This is a genomic window from Micromonospora sp. CNZ296, assembly GCF_007827635.1.
Genome location: NZ_VISW01000003.1, coordinates 285196 through 303535, shown reverse-complemented (window position 1 = coordinate 303535; position 18340 = coordinate 285196). Strand labels below are relative to the sequence as shown.

The window sequence follows — 18340 nt, the reverse complement described above, 5'->3', positions numbered from 1 at the left end:
CGACCTCGGCAGGCGGGCCGGCCCGGGACGGGCGGGCGGCGTCGGCCGGTGGCGCGGCGGGCGGGGGCAGTGCCAGGAAGGGCCGGCCGGAGCGCCGTGCTCCGGCGGGCGGCGGAACGAAGTGCTCGGCCATGACCGGCCTCAGCGTCCGGCGGCGCCGCGGGCCTGCCGGCGGGACGCGGCCACGCCGAGCCCGGCGCCGACCACTGTCACCGCCAGCCCGACGGGCACCAGCAGGCCGCCGAGCCCGGGGCCGGCGGTGCCGCCGAATCCGGTCGCCGGACCACGGCTGGGCAGGTGACTGGGCGGGTGGGTCGGCTGCCGGGTGGGCTGCCCCTGCTTGACCACCTGGAGCATGGTGGAGGCGGTCTCCCCACCCGGGCACTCCAGCTTCACGCGGTAGTTGCCGGGCCGGGTGCGCTCGTGGACCATCGGCGAGGCGGTGAGCAGGCCGCGCTGCGGCTGCACCTGGATCCTGCCGAACGCGTCCGAGGTGACGATCGCCGGCACGGTGTTGTTCCGGCAGCTCGCCCGGATGCCGACGAGGTAGCCGGGCGAGACGGTGCCCGGGGTGACCTCCACGAAGATCACGTCGGCCGGGGGCTGTTCCGGCACCGGCTCGGCGGCGCGCGGCGCGGCCTGGGCGGGCAGCGCGCCGACCAGCGGGGCGGCGCACGCGGCGACCGCGACCAGCAGCGCCTCACGTACCCTGAACGACCCCATGACCCCTCCCGGCGTACGGGATGAATCCTCTCACCCCCGGCCGCACATCACATCCGATCCGGGTCGCGTAGGCTCGGGTCGCTGTGACCCTCCCCGACATCGCCGCCGGCCGCATCCGTACCTTCCATCCGCGTCGCGGACGGATGAGCGAGCGGCAGCGCGACGCGCTCACCCGGCTCTGGCCCGCGTACGGCCTCGAGATCGCCGCCCTCGACGGGCCGTGCGATCCGACGGCGCTGTTCGGACGACGGGCGCCGCTGGTGCTGGAGATCGGCTCCGGCATGGGCGACGCCACCGCCGCGATGGCGGCGGCCGACCGGGACCGACACTATCTGGCGGTCGAGGTCCATACGCCGGGAATCGCCAACCTGCTCGACCTGGTGGAACGCCACGGTCTGGACAACGTGCGGGTGGCCGAGGGCGACGCGCTGGACCTGGTCCGCGCCATGCCGGAGGGCTGCCTGGACGCGGTGCACGTCTTCTTCCCGGACCCGTGGCCGAAGACGCGGCACCACAAGCGGCGGATCATCGCGCCGGCACACGTGGCGCTGCTGCGGTCCCGGCTGGCGCCGGGCGGCACGCTGCACTGCGCGACGGACTGGGCCGAGTACGCCGAGTCGATGCGCGAGACGCTCACCGCCGACCCGGAGCTGGTCGACGTGTACGGCGGCTACGCGCCCCGTCCGGCGCACCGGCCGGTGACGAAGTTCGAGCGGCGCGCGCTGACCGCGGGCCGGGAGGTCTTCGACCTGATCCACCGGCGGCGCTGAACCCGGTTGGCGCGGCGTGGTGTGATCCAGGCACGATGGGAGCCGCCATGACTCTCACCGCCGCGCTGCCGAAGACCGCCGAGCCCGACACCCTCTACGACGCGTTCGCCTCCTGGGCGTCCGAGCGCGGCCTGGACCTCTATCCCCATCAGGAGGAGGCGGTCATCGAGATCGTCTCCGGCGCGAACGTGATCATGAATACGCCGACCGGCTCGGGCAAGAGCCTGGTGGCGATCGCGGCGCACTTCGCGGCGCTGGCCGACGACCGGACGACCTTCTACACCGCGCCGATCAAGGCGCTGGTCTCGGAGAAGTTCTTCGCGCTCTGCGAGGTCTTCGGCGCGGAGAACGTCGGCATGCTCACCGGCGACGCCAGCGTCAACGCGGACGCGCCGATCATCTGCTGCACCGCGGAGATCCTGGCCAACCTGGCGCTGCGCGAGGGCCGCCGCGCCGACGTCGGCCAGGTGATCATGGACGAGTTCCACTTCTACGCCGAGCCGGACCGCGGCTGGGCCTGGCAGGTGCCGCTGATCGAGCTGCCGCAGGCCCAGTTCGTGCTGATGTCCGCCACGCTCGGCGACACCACCCGCTTCGTCGACGACCTGACCCGGCGCACCGGGCGGCCGACCGCCGTCGTCCGCTCGGCCGAGCGGCCGGTCCCGCTCCTCTTCTCGTACGCGACCACGCCGCTGCACGAGACGCTGGAGGAACTGCTGGAGACCAAGCAGGCCCCGGTGTACGTCGTGCACTTCACCCAGGCCGCCGCGCTGGAACGCGCCCAGGCGCTGATGAGCGTGAACGTCTGCACCCGCGCCGAGAAGGACATGATCGCCCAGGCGATCGGCAACTTCCGGTTCACCTCCGGCTTCGGCAAGACGCTGTCCCGGCTGGTCCGCCACGGCATCGGCGTGCACCACGCCGGCATGCTCCCGAAGTACCGCCGCCTGGTCGAGACGCTCGCCCAGGCCGGCCTGCTCAAGGTCATCTGCGGTACGGACACGCTCGGCGTCGGCATCAACGTGCCGATCCGTACCGTGCTGTTCACCGGCCTGAGCAAGTACGACGGCACCCGCACCCGGCTGCTCAAGGCCCGCGAGTTCCACCAGATCGCCGGCCGGGCCGGGCGGGCCGGGTTCGACACGCTGGGCCGGGTCGTGGTGCAGGCCCCCGAGCACGTGATCGAGAACGAGAAGGCGCTCGCGAAGGCGGGTGACGACCCGAAGAAGCGCCGCAAGGTGGTGAAGAAGAAGCCGCCGGAGGGCTCGATCGGCTGGGGCGAGCCGACGTTCCAGCGGCTGGTCGAGGCCGAGCCGGAACCGCTCACCTCCAGCTTCCAGGTCAGCCACTCGATGCTGCTCAACGTGATCGGCCGCCCCGGCGACGCGTTCGCCTCGATGCGGCACCTGCTCACCGACAACCACGAGGACCCGGCCGCGCAGCGCCGGCACATCCGCCGGGCCATCGCCATCTACCGCGCGCTGCGCGCGGGCGGCGTGGTCGAGGAGCTGCCCGAGCCGGACGAGACCGGCCGCCGGGTACGCCTCACCGTCGACCTCCAGCTCGACTTCGCGCTGAACCAGCCGCTGTCACCGCTGGCGCTGGCCACCGTCGAGCTGCTCGACCGGGAGTCGCCGTCGTACGCGCTCGACGTGCTCAGCGTGATCGAGTCGATCCTGGACGACCCCCGCCAGGTGCTGTCCGCGCAGCAGTTCAAGGCCCGCGGCGAGGCGGTCGCCGCGATGAAGGCCGAGGGCATCGAGTACGAGGCGCGCCTGGAACTGCTCGACGACGTGACCTGGCCCAAGCCGCTGGCGGAGCTGCTGGACTCCGCGTACGAGATGTACCGGCAGGGACACCCCTGGGTGGCCGACCACCAGCTCTCCCCCAAGTCCGTGGTCCGGGACATGTACGAGCGGGCCATGACGTTCCCCGAGTACGTGCAGTTCTACGGGCTGTCCCGGTCCGAGGGGCTGGTGCTGCGCTACCTCGCCGACGCGTACAAGACGCTGCGGCAGACCGTCCCCGAGGACGCGAAGACCGAGGAGCTGGTCGACCTCATCGAGTGGCTGGGCGAGCTGGTCCGCCAGGTCGACTCCAGCCTGATCGACGAGTGGGAGCGGCTGCGCAACCCGTCGGACGTGGCCGAGGTGGCCGCCTCGCTGGACGACCGGCCGCCGGCGGTGACCCGCAACGCGCGGGCGTTCCGGGTGCTGGTGCGCAACGCGATGTTCCGTCGCGTCGAGCTGGCCGCGCTGCGCCGCTGGGACCTGCTCGGCGAGCTGGACGCGGGCGACGGCTGGAACGCCGACGCCTGGGCGGACGCGCTGGAGCCGTACTTCGAGGCGTACGACTCCATCGGTGTGGGGCCGGACGCGCGGGGGCCGGCACTGCTGATGATCGAGCAGGGCCGCGAGCGGTGGACCGTCCGGCAGATCCTGGACGACCCGGACGGCGACCACGACTGGGGCATCAGCGCCGAGATCGACCTGGCCGCCTCGGACGAGACAGGCGCGGCGGTGGTCCGCGTCACCGACGTCGGCCAGTTGTAGCGGCGTCGGCTGACGTACGCCGCGGGGGCGGAACCGGTCCGGTTCCGCCCCCGCGATCGTGTCCGATCAGTCGCGCGGGGCCTGGAACGCCACGCGACGACGACGGAACACGACGAACAGGACCGCGCCGGCCGCGAGCACGGCGGCGCCGACACCGGCGAGCGTGGCCGCCGGCGCACCGGTGATCGGCAGGCCGCCGCCGGTGCCACCGCTGCCGTCTCCGGAGCCACCGGTGCCCGGGCCGCCGTTGCCGACGGCGACGACGATGCGAGCGGTGTTGTTCGCCGGCTTCGACTCGGTCGAGGACGTGGCGCCGTCGACCACGATCGTGCCGTCGGTACCCGGCGTCGACTTGATCTTCAGCTGGACGGTGGGCTTGATCCGGCCGTAGCCGGAGGCCACGCTCGGGAACTCGCTCTCGAAGTTGCACCGCAGCTTCGCCGACTCGGGCAACGTCGTGCCCGGCTGGCCGTCGGTGTAGCACCACTCGCTGGGCAGCAGGACGGTGCCGCTCGGTGCGGTGATGAGGACACCGGGGCCGCCGCCGTCGGACGGGCCGTGGTTGACGACCTCGTAGGTGAGGTCGACGGTCTGGCCGACCGCCCCCTTCACCGGCGCGGCGGTGACGGCGACGTCGAGGCTGTTCTTCTTGCTCCAGAACCGGAAGTCGGCGTAGTTGTCCGACTCGTCGAGCTCGCGCTCCACGACGGACTTGCGGGCCTGGCCCGCCTTGACCGCCTTGGCGTGCAGCTTCTCGGCGGCGGTGGCGAACGACGGGCCGTTGCCCTTGGTCGCCGCGGCCTTCTTCGCCGTCTCCGCCTCACCGGCCAGCGCGGTGCTGAACAGGGCGTAGTTCTCGTCCGGGCCCGGCAGGTTGCGGCCGAACGTGATGTTGAACAGCGACTCGCCCGTCTCGTCGTCGAACAGCAGCAGCCCCTCGCCGGGCTTGAGCGTCAGCGGCACCGTGCAGGTGACCTGGCTCGGCCCGTAGACGTACGGCGGACCGCTGGCCTTCGGGTAGTAGCCGACGTAGGTGCAGTCGCTGTACCGCTCGACGAAGGTGGCGCCGGTGGGCAGGTCGACCCGGACGGTGAAGTCGGCCGCCGGGCTGTCGCCCTCGTTGAGCACACCGCTGTAGAGCGGGACCCGGTCGCCCTCACCGACCGGCTTGGACTTGTCGTTCAGGTCGTCGGCGGCGGCGACCAGATCGGGGCCCGAGGCGCGGATCGTGACCGGGAAGCTGATCGTGTTGTCGCCGGGGTTGGCGTCGTCCTGTGCGCCGGCGATGGTCACGCCGACCGAACCGGCGTCACCGGGGGTCGCACCGGTGCGGCTGGCCAGCGAGAGCGGGTAGATGAGATCGGTCTGGCCGGCCACCAGGCCACCGATGGTGCAGGTGACCTTCCCCGCCGCGAGCTTGCAGGAGTCGTTCCAGTCCGGCACCGAGGCGACCACGTCGGACGACAGCTTGCCCAGGTCGAGCGTGACGGTCACCGCCGTCGCGTCGGCCTGGCCGTAGTTGTAGACGTACATGCCGACCGTGGTGCCACTGTTGTCGATCTCCGCGACGGGGTCGCTGCTGAAGGACACGAACAGGTCGGGCAGTTCGTCGGCGGCGTGCGCCGGGGTCGACGGGGCGAAGAGCGCGGTCGTGGCCAGCAGCGCCGCGGCGGCGGCGAGGCGGGGCCATCGGGCCGTGAGGGATCGCATGGGTACTCCGGGAGAGAGGTGTGGAAGAACCGCACTCTAGGGGACGGATCGATCGCGCGGTGTCCCGTCCGGATCGGCGGGCCGTCGGCGAACGGATCGACAATGCCCCTTTCGCACCCTGGGCGATGTCAGACCCGTCGATTAGAATGTATGTACTAATCGAGCTGCTGACCTGGGAGGATGCTCGTGACTGCGCCCACCTCCGCGACCCCTGTCACCCCCTACGCCACCCTCCTCGGATTCACCCGGTACGTCGACCGCACCGGCCCCACCAAGGCCACCTTCGTCGGCGGGCTGCGCCGGCAGCGGGCCAGCCGGCACGGCTTCAACCCGCACGGCCAGTTCGTCAAGGCGCTCAAGGCCGACGTCGCGTTCCACACCGGCGGTACGCACCTCGCGCAGGTAGCCGACCTGGTCAAGCCGCGCTGGCGACCGCTCTACGAGGCGCTCGTGCCGGGCGCGACCCGCTGGCTGCACTCGCTCGGCGAGCCGGCCGGCGTCGACCTGGCCCAGACGCGCGATGCGCTGGCCATGCTGGGCGACCTGCCCGTGAAGATCAACCCGCAGTTCGGCGTCCGGTACGCCGACGGCCGGGCCGAGGCGATCCGGCTGCACTTCGACGAGGCGCCGCCGAGCGAGGAGACGACGCTGGCCACACTGCACCTGATGGCCCGGCACATGGACGCGGTGCTGCCGCACGCCGAGCCGGTCCTGGTCGACGTGCGGCGCGGCGAGGCGCACCGGATGCCCGCCGACGTCAAGCCCGAGCAGATCGAGCAGTGGCTGGCCGGTGAGGCGGCCGCGTTCCGGGCCATCTGGTCCACCGCCGCCTGACCGGCCGCCGCGGCACGCCATCCGGCGCACCGCGACCACGCCGCCGGACCGCGTACCCGGCGGCGACCGCCGCACCGCCCACCTACCGAACGGCCGCCCCGCCACCCGGGGCGGCCGTTCGTCGTCCCGGGCGGTGCGCCGCACGGCGCCCAACCGGTGGGCGAACAGCAGACGGCATCGTCCCCTGTCTGCTTTCCTCCTCCGGGCTCAGGTTGGTGGCATATACGGGCATCCGTCGGGAACACCCCCGCGTGGCCGCCCTCCCTGACACCCCCCGCCGTTCGCCGTTCGCCATCAGTCGTCCGTCGTTCGCCGTCGTCGAGGAGCAACAGTGGTAACAAACGACTCGTCCGTCGTACCCCCGCTACGGACCGCCCGCGCCCCACGCCCGGTACGTGGCCGTCTGATCCTGCTCGGGCCCGCGTTCGTGGCGGCGGTCGCCTACGTCGACCCCGGCAACTTCGCCACCAACTCCACCGCCGGTGCCCGGTACGGCTACCTGCTGGTCTGGGTGGTCGTGGCGGCGAACCTGGCCGCCATGCTGGTGCAGACGCTCACCGCCAAGCTCGGCCTGGCCACCGGGCGCAGCCTGCCGGAACTGTGCCGGGAACATCTGCCCCGGCCGCTCAACCGGGTCATGTGGGCGCAGGCCGAACTGGTCGCCATGGCCACCGACCTGGCCGAGGTGATCGGCGGGGCGGTCGCGCTGTACCTGCTGTTCGGCGTCCCGCTGCTGCCCGGCGGCCTGATCATCGGCGCCGCCTCGTTCGCCATCCTGGCGCTGCGCGCCAGGGGTTTCCGGACGTTCGAGATCGCCATCGCGGTGCTGCTCGGCGTGATCGTGCTGGCGTTCGCTGTCAACCTGGTCAGCGCGCAACCGGACGTGTCCGACGCCGCGGCCGGGCTGCTGCCTCGGATGCAGGGCACCGACAGCATGCTGCTCGCCGCCGGCATCCTCGGCGCGACGGTGATGCCGCACGTCATCTACGTGCACTCGGCGCTGACCCCGAACCGGCTGCCGGCGGAGGGCGAGACGCAGCGGCGCGTCGTCGCCAAGGGCCTGCGGATCGACGTGCTGATCGCGCTGGGCATCGCCGGCGCGGTCAACCTGGCCATGCTGCTGGTCGCCGCTAGCAGCTTCCACGGCACGTCGATTCCCGGCACCGACACCCTGGAAGGCGTCCACGCCGGGCTCGCCACCACGCTCGGCACGGCGGCGGCGGTCGGCTTCGCGGTCGCCCTGCTCCTGTCCGGGCTCGCCTCCACGAGCGTCGGCACGTACGCCGGCGAGATCATCATGCAGGGCTTCCTGCGCCGCCGGATCCCGCTGCTGGTCCGCCGCATGATCACGCTGCTGCCCGCGCTCGCGGTGCTCGCGATCGGCGTCGACCCGACCCGCGCGCTGGTGCTGTCCCAGGTGGTGCTGAGCTTCGGCATCCCGTTCGCGCTGATCCCGGTGGTGATGTTCACGCGCCGCCGGGACCTGATGGGCAGCCTGGTCAACCGCCGGGCCACCACCGCCGCCGCGGTCGCGATCACGGCGTTCGTGGTGGCGCTCAACGCGTTCCTGCTCTGGCAACTGGCGGCCTGAACACACCCGCGCCCGTCCGGCCGACGACGGCTGGACGGGCGCGGGTGATCGGGGCTCAGGCGGCCAGGTACTTCTCCAGGTCGTCCAGGATCTTGTTGGCGGCGCCCACGCCGATGCCGGTCATCCAGATCTCGTCGGAGACCACGTGCGCCTTGCCGGCCTTGACCGCGGACAGGCCCTTCCACAGCGTGCCGCCGGTGACCTTGGCCTGCTCGGCGGCGGCCTTCTCGCCGTACGCGGTCACGAACACCACGTCGCCGTCGGCCTCGGCGATGCGCTCCGGGCTGACCCGGTCCATCCGCTTGTCCTCCTTGCCGGCGAGCATCTGCCGCTCGGGGCGGCCCAGGCCGGTGTCGCCGACGACGATGCCGGAGAACGAGTCCGGCCCGTACAGGCGGATCTCGGTCGGCATGAAGCGCACGATGGAGACCTTGCGGGACGAGGCGTCGCCGAGCTTCGCGCCGAAGTCCTTCGCCCGCTTCTCGTACTCGGCCAGCAGGTCCTTGGCCTGCTGCTCCTTGCCCAGCGCCGCACCGTCGAGGAGGAAGTTCTCCTTCCAGGTGACGCCCACCTTCTCGGTGAAGACAGTCGGGGCGATCTTGGACAGCTCGTCGTAGAACTTCTCCTGGCGGAACTTGCTGCCCAGGATCAGGTCCGGGTTGAGCGCGTTGATCGCCTCCAGGTCCGGCTCGGTGAGCACGCCGACCTCGGTGATCCCGGCGAGCTTGTCCGCTCCGAAGTAGGTGGGCCAGCTCTTCGCCTCACCGGCGGTCGCCGCGCCGACCGGGGTGACGCCCAGCGACAGCGCGGTATCGATCTTGTCGGTGTCGAGCACGACCACGCGCTTCGGCTCGGCGGGCACCTTCGTGGTGCCCATGGAGTGGGTGATCTCCCGGGTCTCCCCGGTGCCGGTGCCGGCGACGGGGTCGCTCTCCCCGCAGGCGGTGAGGCCGACGCCGAGAGCGAGGGCGGCGGTGAGTGCGACGGCGAGACGACGCATCAGGTTCCTTTCGGTGGTGCGGGTCGGCGCGCTCAGGCGTCGCCGACGGGGGCGCCGGCCGTGGCCGGCGTGACGGCCGGAACGGCCGAGGTCTGGGCGGATCCGGTCTGGGCGGATCCGGTCTGGGTGAGGGCGGGCACCACGAGCGGGGCGCCGCTGACCGGGCAGGGCACGACCACGCAGTCCAGCCCGAACACGTCGCGAACCAGGTCCGCGGTGAGGATCTCGCGCGGCTTGCCGGCGGCCACCACCGCGCCGTCGCGCATGGCGATCAGGTGGTCGGCGTACCTGGCCGCCTGGTTGAGGTCGTGCAGCACGGCCACCACTGTCCGGCCGCGTTCGGCGCGCAGCCGGTGCAGCAGGTCCAGCACCTCGACCTGGTGGGCCAGGTCGAGGAACGTGGTCGGCTCGTCCAGCAGCAGCGCGTCGGTGTCCTGGGCCAGCGTCATGGCGATCCACACCCGCTGGCGCTGCCCGCCGGAGAGCGTGTCCACCGGGCGGTCGGCGAGCGCGCTGACGTCGGCCAGCCGCATGGCCTCCTCGACCGCCCGTCCGTCCTCGGCCGACCACTGCCGCCACCAGCGCTGGTACGGCTGCCGGCCGCGCCCGACCAGGTCGGCCACGGTGATCCCCTCGGGCACCAGCGGGCTCTGCGGCAGGACGCCGAGCCGCCGGGCCACGTCCCGGGTCGGCAGATCGCGGATCGCCGCGCCGTCGAGCAGCACCGCGCCGCGCCGGGGCGTGAGCAGCCGGGCCATCGTGCGCAGCAGCGTCGACTTGCCGCAGGCGTTCGGGCCGACGATCACGGTGAACGTGTCGGCCGGCAGGTCGAGGTCGAGTCCGTCCAGCACGGTGCGGCCCTCGTAGCCGACGACCAGGTCGCGGGTGGACAGCAGCGCGGTCACGACCGCCTCCCTCGGGTGCGCAGCAGCACGAAGATCAGGTACGGCCCGCCGATCGCCGCGGTGAGCACGCCGGCCGGCAGTTGGGTCGGCGCCAGCAGCCGGCGGGCACCGAGGTCGGCGAGGACCAGCAGCAACGCGCCGAGCAGCGCGGCGCACAGCAGCGGCGGGCGCTCGGCGCGGACCAGCCGGCGGGCCACCTGCGGGGCCACCAGCGCCACGAAGTCGACGGCACCGACCTGGGCGGTGACCATGGCGGCGGCCAGCACACCGGTACCGGCCAGCCCCATGCGGCGGGCCACCGGCCGCAGGCCGATCCCGCGCGCGGTGTCGTCGTCGAGCGCGCTGCTGCGCAGCGCCCACCCGGCCCAGAGCAGCACCGGCAGCAGGACCGCGAGCGTGCCGGCGATCCAGGCCGCCTCGCTCCATCCCTTGCCGGCGAGCGTGCCGATGAGCCAGATCTGGGCGCGCAGCCCGTCGATCGGGTCGGCGGTGAGCATGACCACCTCGATCAGCGCCCGGAACGCGAACGCCACCGCCACACCTGCGAGCACGAACCGCTGGGCCGCCAGGCCGTGCCGGGCGCCGAGCGCGAACACCGCCACCGCGGCGGCCAGGCCGCCGAGCAGCGCCGCCGGCGCCACCAGCACCGCCGCCGCGCCGCTGGTCAGCGCGATCGTCGCGGCCAGCCCGGCGCCCTGCGTGACACCGATGACGTCGGGGCTGGCGAGCGGGTTGCGGGCCACGCTCTGGATCAGCGTGCCGGCGACGCCGAAGGCCGCCCCTGCCACCGCCGCGAGGACCGCGCGAGGCAGTCGCAGGTCGCGCACCACGAGGTCGTACGGGGTGCCCGCACCGGAGAGCGACCGCACCACGTCCACCGGGGCGACGTACGGCGTACCCAGCGACAGACTGACCACCACCGCGACGCACAGCAGCACGAACAGCACAGCCGCCACCACAAGGGGCCGCCACCGGAACGGCACCACCACCGCCCCGACCCGCAGCACTCCACGCCCCCGCGGCCGTCGCACCCCACCCCGTTGATCTTGCACTTCCGGCCCCTCGGGTGCCCGAAATGCCCCCTTCGTCGGGGCGGCAAGTGCAAGATCGCGGGAGCCGGGGGTGGGGATGGGAGCGGGGGTGGTCATGTCGTCACCGTCTTGGCTCGGTGGACCAGGAAGGCCAGGAGCGGGGCGCCGAGCAGGGCGGTGATGATGCCGGCCGGGATCTCGCCGGGCGGGGCGACGAGGCGGCCGGCCACGTCGGCGGCGAGCAGCAGCGCCGGACCGAGCAACGCGGCGACCAGGAGCGTCCACCGCTGGTCCGCGCCCACCAGCGCCCGGGCCAGGTGCGGCACCGCCAGCCCGACGAAGGCGATCGGCCCGGCGGCGGCCACCGCCGCACCGGTGAGCAGCACGCCACCGGCCCCGGCGGCGAGCCGGACCAGTGCGACCCGGTGCCCGAGTCCCCGGGCCACGTCGTCGCCGAGGGCGAGCGCGTCCAGACCGCGGGCGGCGAGCGCGGCCAGCAGCACCCCGGCCACCACGAACGGCAGCACCTGCCCGGCCACGCCGACGCCCCGGCCGGTCAGCCCGCCGACCACCCAGAAGCGGTACTCCTCGAACGTGCGGGCGTCGATGCTGAGCAGCGCGTACACGATGGCGCCGAGACCGGCGTCGAGGGCCGCGCCGACGAGCGCGAGGGTGACCGGGCTGGCGCCCTCGCGGGTGCGGTTGGCGATGGCGAACACGAGCAGCCCGGCGAGCAGCGCGCCGGCGATGCCGAACCAGACGTACCCGGCGAGCGTGCCCACCCCGAACACGGCGATGGCCAGCACCACGCCGAACGACGCCCCGGCGCTGATGCCGAGGATGCGCGGCTCGGCCAGCGGGTTGCGGGTCACCGCCTGGAACAGCACCCCGGCCAGTGCCAGCGCCAGGCCGACGACGAGCCCGAGAGCGGTACGCGGCAGCCGCAGTTCCCGGACCACTGTGGTGGCGTCGCCGCCGTCCGGGGACACGAGCGCGTGCCACACCTGGTCGACGGGGAGGTGCCGGCTGCCGAGCGCGAGGCTGGCCAGCAGCGCCAGCAGGAGCAGGAGCGCCGCCGCCACGGTGACCGCGACGCGGCGGACGGTGCCGCGGCGGACGGGAGTCCCGGCCCGCGCGGGCCGGACGGCGACGGTGGTCACGAGGGGTTCTTCGCCTTCCGATTAGGTGCGCCTTACCTTAGCTGACCTGGTAAGGCGTACCTAAGCGGGCACTGTCGATGGGGTTGCGCCTCCACCGGGGGGAGGCGCGATGGTGGGCGCATGGACGGTGCGGAGCGCTACTCGATCGGTGACCTGGCCCGGCGGACCGGGCTGCCGGTGAAGACCATCCGGTTCTGGTCCGACCGCGGCGTCGTGCCGCCCACCGACCGGGGACCGGCCGGCCACCGCCGCTACGACGCGGCGGCGGTGGCCCGGCTCGACCTGGTACGGACGTTACGCGAGCTGGGCGTGGACCTGCCCACCGTGCGCCGGGTGGTGGCGCGGGAGGTCAGCCTGGCCGAGGTCGCCTCGGCGCACGCGGACGCGTTGACCGCGCAGATCCGCCTGCTGCGGTCGCGCCGCGCGGTGCTGACAGTGATCGCCCGGCGCGGGGCCTCCCCGTCCGAGGCCGACCTGCTGCACCGGCTGGCCGGCCTGGCCGCGCGGGAACGGCGGCGGCTGGTCGACGAGTTCCTCGACGCGGCGTTCGGCGGCCTGACCGATCCGGGGTTCGCGGGGATCAGGCGGTCGCTCACGCCGGAACTGCCAGACGATCCGGACGACTGTCAGATCGAGGCGTGGGTGGAGCTGGCCGAGCTGACCCTGGACCCGGGATTCCGGGCCGGGCTGCGCCGGCTGGCCGAGCAGCACGCGGCGGACCGGAAAGGCGCCGAGGGCGTACGCCGGGACGTGGTCGCCGTGGTCCGGGAGGAGGTGGCCCCGGCGCTCGCCGACGGCATCGAGCCGGCCGCGCCGGAGGCCGATCCGATCCTGGCCCGGGCGGCGGGCCGGTACGCGCGGCTCTGCGGCCGCTCGGACGACGCCGACCTGCGCCGGCGGATGCTGGACCGGTTGCGGACCGCGAGCGACCCTCGCCGGGAGCGGTACCTGGAGCTGCTCTCCGTGGTCAACGGCTGGCCACCGGCCGAGAGCCTGGCGCCGGTGCTGGACTGGTCGATCCGGGCACTGCGCGCCCGGCAGCACCTAGCCTGAGGACATGCGATTCGACAGGCACACGGTGGTGCTCCTGGTCCGCCCGGACGACGCGCCGGACCTGCCGCAGGACGCCCTCGACCGGATCCAGGACGCGCACCTGGCGCACCAGGCCGGGCTGGTGGAGCAGGGCGCGGTGCTGGCGGCGGGGCCGTTCCTGGACGGCGACGACGGGCGTGTCCGCGGTTTCGTGGTGCTGTCGGTGGACCCGCAGATGGCCCGTGAGCTGTACGCGAACGACCCGGCGGTCCGCGCGGGACGACTCGTCGCGCAGGTCAGCGGCTGGATGGTGCCGGAGGGCCAGGTCCGCTTCGAGCAGGTGCCGGTCCCCCGCTCGATGCTGGAGGCAGCGGCCGGCGACTGAGTGTCGCGGCCGGCAGCGCCCGGGGCGGGGCGCGGTCAGTCCTCCGGGGCCTGCCGGCTGCCCGGCACCACAGGCGTCGGCCACACCCCGGCGCGGGCGGCCACCGGCACCTCGACCTGCTGGTCGGCCCAGACGTACGTCTCGGGCAGCAGGTCGGTGATCGGGATCGCGCGCAGCCCGTCGGGCGGGCCGACGATCACCTTGATCGACGGGAAGTAGTCGAGCAGCACCTGACGGCAGCGTCCGCACGGCGGCAGGACGCCCCGGCCGCGGTCCCCCACCGCGACGATCGCCTCCAGCTCGCCGGCGCCCTGGGTCGCGGCGGCACCGAGTGCGACCACCTCGGCGCACGGGCCGCCGGTGAAGTGGTAGACGTTCACGCCGCTGAACACCCGGCCGTCGGTGCTGCGTACGGTGGCGGCGACTGTGTGGTTGTCGCTGCGGCAGCGCAGCTTCGCGACGGCGGTGGCGGCCTGCACGAGCGCCCGGTCGGTGTCCCGCATGATCATCCCCGCCCCTCGTCGGCCTCGTCCGTCGGCCTCGTCGGCGGCAACTTTATCCGGCGGGGACGGCCGCACCAGGGAGGGCACGCCCAGCGCCGGTAACCCGGGGGCGGTCCGCCGCGCGGCTGCCTATCCTTGGCGACGACATGCAGAATCCAGCCGTACCCGCCGCCCCTGAGACCGCCCGCGACCTGCACCGCCGCCTCGCCCCCCTGATGTTCCGCGATCAGCGCCGGATCCAGCGGCGGCTCGACGGCGTGCGCCGGCTGCGCGACCCGCAGCGGCGGGAGGCGGCGCTGGCCGAGATCGCGGCCGAGGTGACCCGGGCCGAGGCGCGGCTGGAGTCGCGCCGCGCGGCCGTCCCGGCGATCACCTACCCGCCGCAGTTGCCGGTCAGCGAGCGCAAGGACGACATCGCCGCCGCGATCCGCGACCATCAGGTGGTGATCGTGGCCGGTGAGACCGGCTCCGGGAAGACGACCCAGCTCCCCAAGATCTGCCTGGAGCTGGGGCGCGGGATCACCGGCCTGATCGGGCACACCCAGCCCCGCCGGCTGGCGGCCCGCACGGTCGCCGACCGGATCGCCGACGAACTCGGCACCGAGCTGGGCGACGTGGTCGGCTACAAGGTGCGTTTCACCGATCAGGTGGGCGACAACAGCCTGGTCAAGCTGATGACCGACGGCATCCTGCTGGCCGAGTTGCAGACCGACCGGATGCTGCGGCAGTACGACACGCTGATCATCGACGAGGCGCACGAGCGCAGCCTCAACATCGACTTCATCCTCGGCTATCTCAGGCAGCTCCTGCCCCGACGGCCCGACCTCAAGGTCGTCATCACCTCGGCCACCATCGAGACCGACCGGTTCGCGAAGCACTTCGCCGACGCCGAGGGCAACCCGGCGCCGGTGGTCGAGGTGTCCGGGCGCACGTACCCGGTGGAGGTCCGCTACCGGCCGCTGGTCGAGGTCACGGAGGCCGACGAGGAGGACGAGGCCGACGAGGAGAACGTCCGGGACCAGATCCAGGCCATCGGCGACGCGGTCGAGGAACTGGCCGCCGAGGGGCCCGGCGACATCCTGGTGTTCCTCAGCGGCGAGCGGGAGATCCGCGACACCGCCGACGCGCTGGGCAAGCTGGTGCAGTCCAAGCGGTCGCTGCTCGGCACCGAGATCCTGCCGCTGTACGCCCGGCTGTCCACCGCCGAGCAGCACCGGGTCTTCGCCGCGCACTCCAACCGCCGGGTGGTGCTGGCCACGAACGTCGCGGAGACCTCGCTGACGGTGCCCGGCATCAAGTACGTGGTGGACCCGGGCACCGCCCGGATCTCCCGCTACTCCAGCCGGCTCAAGGTGCAGCGGCTGCCGATCGAGCCGGTCTCGCAGGCCAGCGCCAACCAGCGCAAGGGCCGCTGCGGGCGTACCTCGGACGGCATCTGCATCCGCCTCTACGACGAGCAGGACTTCGACTCCCGCCCCGAGTTCACCGACCCGGAGATCCTGCGGACCAACCTGGCCTCGGTCATCCTCCAGATGACCTCGGTCGGGCTCGGCGACGTCGCGGCGTTCCCGTTCATCGACCCGCCGGACCGGCGCAACGTCACCGACGGCGTGAACCTGCTGCACGAGCTGGGTGCGCTCGACCCGGCCGAGACCGACCCGGCGAAGCGGCTCACCGCGCTGGGCCGGCGGCTGGCCCAGCTCCCGGTCGACCCCCGGCTGGCCCGGATGGTCCTCGAGGGCGAGCGCAACGGCTGCGCCACCGAGGTCGTGGTGATCGCCGCCGCGCTGTCCATCCAGGATCCCCGGGAACGCCCGGCCGACAAGCAGGCCCAGGCCGACCAGGCGCACGCCCGGTTCGCCGACAAGGAGTCCGATTTCGTCGCGTACCTGAACCTGTGGCGCTACCTGCGGGAGAAGCAGCGGGAGCTGTCGTCCAGCGCGTTCCGCCGGATGTGCAAGGCCGAATACCTCAACTACCTCCGGGTACGCGAGTGGCAGGACATCGTCAGCCAGTTGCGCCAGGTGCTGCGTACCTCCGACAAGGGTGAGGGCCGGCGCGGCGCCGGCGCCGACCTGCCGGAGGAGATCGACACCCCGAAGGTGCACCAGTCGCTGCTGCCCGGCCTGCTGTCGCACCTCGGCCTCAAGGACGCGCAGAAGCACGAATACCTGGGCGCTCGGGGCGCGAAGTTCGCGATCTTCCCCGGGTCGGCGCTGTTCAGGAAGCCGCCGCGCTGGGTTATGGCGGCCGAGCTGGTGGAGACGTCCCGGCTGTGGGGGCGGGTGGCCGGGCGGGTCGAGCCGGAGTGGGTCGAGCCGCTGGCCCAGCACCTGGTGAAGCGCAGCTACAGCGAGCCGCACTGGGAGAAGAAGCAGGCCGCGGTGATGGCCTACGAGAAGGTCACGCTGTACGGCATCCCGATCGTCACCTCCCGCAAGGTGAACTTCGGGCGGATCGACGCAGGTCTCAGCCGCGAGCTGTTTATCAGGCACGCCCTGGTCGAGGGCGACTGGCAGACCCACCACCAGTTCTGGCGGGACAACCAGAAGCTGCTGACCGAGATCGAGGAGCTGGAGAACCGGGCCCGGCGTCGCGACATTCTGGTCGACGACGAGACCATCTTCGCCTTCTACGACCAGCGGATCCCCGCCGACGTGGTCTCCGGACGGCACTTCGACTCGTGGTGGAAGAAGACCCGCCGGGAGCGGCCCGACCTGCTCACGTTCACCCGCGAGCTGCTCGTCAACGACGGCCGGGGCGGGGTCGACGAGGAGGACTTCCCGGACCAGTGGCGGGCCGACGGCGTGACGCTGCCGCTGACGTACACGTTCGACCCGACCGTGCCCACCGACGGCGTCACTGTGGACATCCCGCTGCCGCTGCTCAACCAGGTGCCGGCCGAGAGCTTCGACTGGCAGGTGCCGGGGCTGCGCGAGGAACTGGTGATCGCGCTGATCCGGTCGCTGCCCAAGCCGGTACGGCGCAACTTCGTCCCGGTGCCCGACTACGCGCGCGCCGCGCTCGCCGCGATCACACCGGGCGAGGAGCCGCTGCTGGCCGCGCTGACCCGGCAGCTGCGCCGGATGACCGGGGTGACGGTCCCGGCCGACGCGTGGGACCTCGGCAGGCTGCCGCCGCACCTGCGGGTCACGTTCCGGGTGCTCGGCGACGACGACAAGCCGGTCGCCGAGGGCAAGGACCTGCCGGCGCTGCAACGCGAGCTGCGCCAGGAGGTACGCCAGGTCGTGGCCGCCGCCGCGCCCGACGTGGCCCGGACCGGGCTGACCGAGTGGTCGATCGGCGCGCTGCCGCGCACCATCGAGCAGGTACGCGCAGGCTTCGCGGTGACCGCGTACCCGGCGCTGGTGGACGAGGGCGCGACGGTCGGGGTGAAGGTGTTCGACTCCGCCGCCGAGCAGGAGGCCGCGCACTGGGCGGGCACCCGGCGGCTGCTGCGGCTGACGATGCCGTCACCGGCGAAGTTCCTCCAGGGGCGGCTGAGCAACGAGGCGAAGCTGGCGCTGTCCCGCAACCCGCACGGCAGCGTGCCGGAGCTGATCGAGGACGCGGCCGGCGCGGCGATCGACAAGCTGATCGGCGACGCGGGCGGCCCGGCCTGGGACGCCGAGGGCTTCGCCGCGCTGCGCGACAAGGTCCGCGCCGACCTGGTGGACACCGTGGTCGAGATCATGGAGCGGGTACGCCGGGTGCTCGCTTCCGCGTACGCGGTGGAGCAGCGGCTCGGCGCCACCCGCAACCTCGCCGTGGTGGCCGCGCTGGCCGACATCCGCAACCAGCTCACCGGCCTGGTGCACAAGGGTTTCATCACCGAGACGGGGTACGCGCGCCTGCCCGACGTGCTGCGCTATCTGACCGCTATCGAGCGGCGGCTGGACCGGTTGCCGGGCAACCCGCAACGGGACAAACAGCAGCAGGACCGCGTCGCCGTGGTGCAGAAGGAGTACCAGGACATGCTGGCCGCGCTGCCCCCGCCGCGACGTGCCTCGGCGGCGGTCCGCCAGATCCGCTGGATGATCGAGGAGCTGCGGGTGAACGTCTTCGCCCAGGCCCTGGGAACCCCCTACCCCGTCTCGGAGCAGCGAATCTACCGAGCCATGGACGACGCCGAGGGCCGCTGACC

General features: G+C 73.0%; 14 protein-coding genes. 7 read left to right on the top strand and 7 right to left on the bottom strand.

Features of this window, described 5'->3' with window-relative positions:
* Positions 1-141 precede the first annotated feature (141 nt).
* On the bottom strand, positions 142-723 hold the full coding sequence (locus FB455_RS06850) for a hypothetical protein (protein ID WP_030270381.1): 582 nt from the start codon (positions 721-723) through the stop codon (positions 142-144).
* Between the two features lie 143 nt (positions 724-866).
* Between FB455_RS06850 and trmB the strand changes: the two genes are divergently transcribed.
* Together trmB and FB455_RS06840 are read left to right on the top strand one after the other, a co-directional pair.
* Entirely contained in the window at positions 867-1493 is a 627-nt protein-coding gene (gene trmB / locus FB455_RS06845) for a tRNA (guanosine(46)-N7)-methyltransferase TrmB (RefSeq protein ID WP_221489093.1), read from the top strand.
* A gap of 47 nt (positions 1494-1540) precedes the next feature.
* Complete coding sequence (locus tag FB455_RS06840) at positions 1541-4045, top strand: DEAD/DEAH box helicase (RefSeq protein WP_145752652.1); 2505 nt, start codon at positions 1541-1543, stop codon at positions 4043-4045.
* Positions 4046-4111: 66 nt separating this feature from the next.
* On the opposite strand, the gene FB455_RS06835 is transcribed toward FB455_RS06840, so the two are convergent.
* Positions 4112-5755 (bottom strand): peptidase, encoded by a 1644-nt coding sequence (locus tag FB455_RS06835; RefSeq protein WP_145752650.1) that lies wholly within the window; start codon positions 5753-5755, stop codon positions 4112-4114.
* A 186-nt stretch (positions 5756-5941) separates the two neighbouring features.
* Here FB455_RS06835 and FB455_RS06830 point away from each other — a divergent pair, with 186 nt between their 5' ends.
* Positions 5942-6589 carry a hypothetical protein gene (locus tag FB455_RS06830; RefSeq protein WP_013285342.1) on the top strand — a complete coding sequence of 216 codons (648 nt, stop codon included), beginning with the start codon at positions 5942-5944 and terminating at the stop codon, positions 6587-6589.
* A gap of 331 nt (positions 6590-6920) precedes the next feature.
* Positions 6921-8180, top strand: coding sequence for an Nramp family divalent metal transporter (locus FB455_RS06825; protein WP_030270388.1), 1260 nt, complete (start codon positions 6921-6923; stop codon positions 8178-8180).
* Positions 8181-8235: 55 nt separating this feature from the next.
* Here the strand turns inward: FB455_RS06825 and FB455_RS06820 are convergent, their stop codons facing one another.
* The 4 genes from FB455_RS06820 to FB455_RS06805 form a co-directional block, all read right to left on the bottom strand.
* The gene (locus tag FB455_RS06820) at positions 8236-9180 is read right to left on the bottom strand and encodes an ABC transporter substrate-binding protein (protein ID WP_013285340.1); all 945 of its coding nucleotides are present in this window, start codon (positions 9178-9180) and stop codon (positions 8236-8238) included.
* Positions 9181-9212: 32 nt separating this feature from the next.
* A complete protein-coding gene (locus FB455_RS06815; protein ID WP_030270390.1) occupies positions 9213-10085 on the bottom strand; it encodes an ABC transporter ATP-binding protein in 873 nt (290 codons plus the stop codon).
* A complete protein-coding gene (locus FB455_RS06810) occupies positions 10082-11116 on the bottom strand; it encodes a FecCD family ABC transporter permease (RefSeq protein ID WP_232236645.1) in 1035 nt (344 codons plus the stop codon). The genes FB455_RS06815 and FB455_RS06810 overlap by 4 nt, the downstream gene beginning before the upstream one ends.
* A gap of 113 nt (positions 11117-11229) precedes the next feature.
* Positions 11230-12276, bottom strand: coding sequence for a FecCD family ABC transporter permease (locus FB455_RS06805; RefSeq protein WP_013285337.1), 1047 nt, complete (start codon positions 12274-12276; stop codon positions 11230-11232).
* A 120-nt stretch (positions 12277-12396) separates the two neighbouring features.
* On the opposite strand from FB455_RS06805, the gene FB455_RS06800 reads away from it, so the two are divergent.
* Together FB455_RS06800 and FB455_RS06795 are read left to right on the top strand one after the other, a co-directional pair.
* Positions 12397-13329, top strand: coding sequence for a helix-turn-helix domain-containing protein (locus tag FB455_RS06800; RefSeq protein WP_030270392.1), 933 nt, complete (start codon positions 12397-12399; stop codon positions 13327-13329).
* Between the two features lie 4 nt (positions 13330-13333).
* Positions 13334-13693, top strand: a complete 360-nt coding sequence (locus FB455_RS06795; protein WP_030270394.1) for a YciI family protein — start codon at positions 13334-13336, stop codon at positions 13691-13693.
* Positions 13694-13728: 35 nt separating this feature from the next.
* On the opposite strand, the gene FB455_RS06790 is transcribed toward FB455_RS06795, so the two are convergent.
* Positions 13729-14202 carry a cytidine/deoxycytidylate deaminase family protein gene (locus FB455_RS06790; RefSeq protein ID WP_145752647.1) on the bottom strand — a complete coding sequence of 158 codons (474 nt, stop codon included), beginning with the start codon at positions 14200-14202 and terminating at the stop codon, positions 13729-13731.
* 140 nt (positions 14203-14342) lie between these two features.
* Here FB455_RS06790 and hrpA point away from each other — a divergent pair, with 140 nt between their 5' ends.
* Positions 14343-18338 carry an ATP-dependent RNA helicase HrpA gene (hrpA, locus tag FB455_RS06785; protein WP_145752645.1) on the top strand — a complete coding sequence of 1332 codons (3996 nt, stop codon included), beginning with the start codon at positions 14343-14345 and terminating at the stop codon, positions 18336-18338.
* Positions 18339-18340 lie beyond the last annotated feature (2 nt).

What these genes read in the sequence shown, in the direction of transcription:
- FB455_RS06850 (WP_030270381.1), bottom strand. Translation starts at nt 723, where the DNA reads ATGGGGTCGTTCAGGGTACGTGAGGCGCTGCTGGTCGCGGTCGCCGCG.
- trmB (WP_221489093.1), top strand. Translation starts at nt 867, where the DNA reads ATGAGCGAGCGGCAGCGCGACGCGCTCACCCGGCTCTGGCCCGCGTAC.
- FB455_RS06840 (WP_145752652.1), top strand. Translation starts at nt 1,541, where the DNA reads ATGACTCTCACCGCCGCGCTGCCGAAGACCGCCGAGCCCGACACCCTC.
- FB455_RS06835 (WP_145752650.1), bottom strand. Translation starts at nt 5,755, where the DNA reads ATGCGATCCCTCACGGCCCGATGGCCCCGCCTCGCCGCCGCCGCGGCG.
- FB455_RS06820 (WP_013285340.1), bottom strand. Translation starts at nt 9,180, where the DNA reads ATGCGTCGTCTCGCCGTCGCACTCACCGCCGCCCTCGCTCTCGGCGTC.
- FB455_RS06800 (WP_030270392.1), top strand. Translation starts at nt 12,397, where the DNA reads ATGGACGGTGCGGAGCGCTACTCGATCGGTGACCTGGCCCGGCGGACC.
- FB455_RS06795 (WP_030270394.1), top strand. Translation starts at nt 13,334, where the DNA reads ATGCGATTCGACAGGCACACGGTGGTGCTCCTGGTCCGCCCGGACGAC.
- FB455_RS06790 (WP_145752647.1), bottom strand. Translation starts at nt 14,202, where the DNA reads ATGATCATGCGGGACACCGACCGGGCGCTCGTGCAGGCCGCCACCGCC.
- hrpA (WP_145752645.1), top strand. Translation starts at nt 14,343, where the DNA reads ATGCAGAATCCAGCCGTACCCGCCGCCCCTGAGACCGCCCGCGACCTG.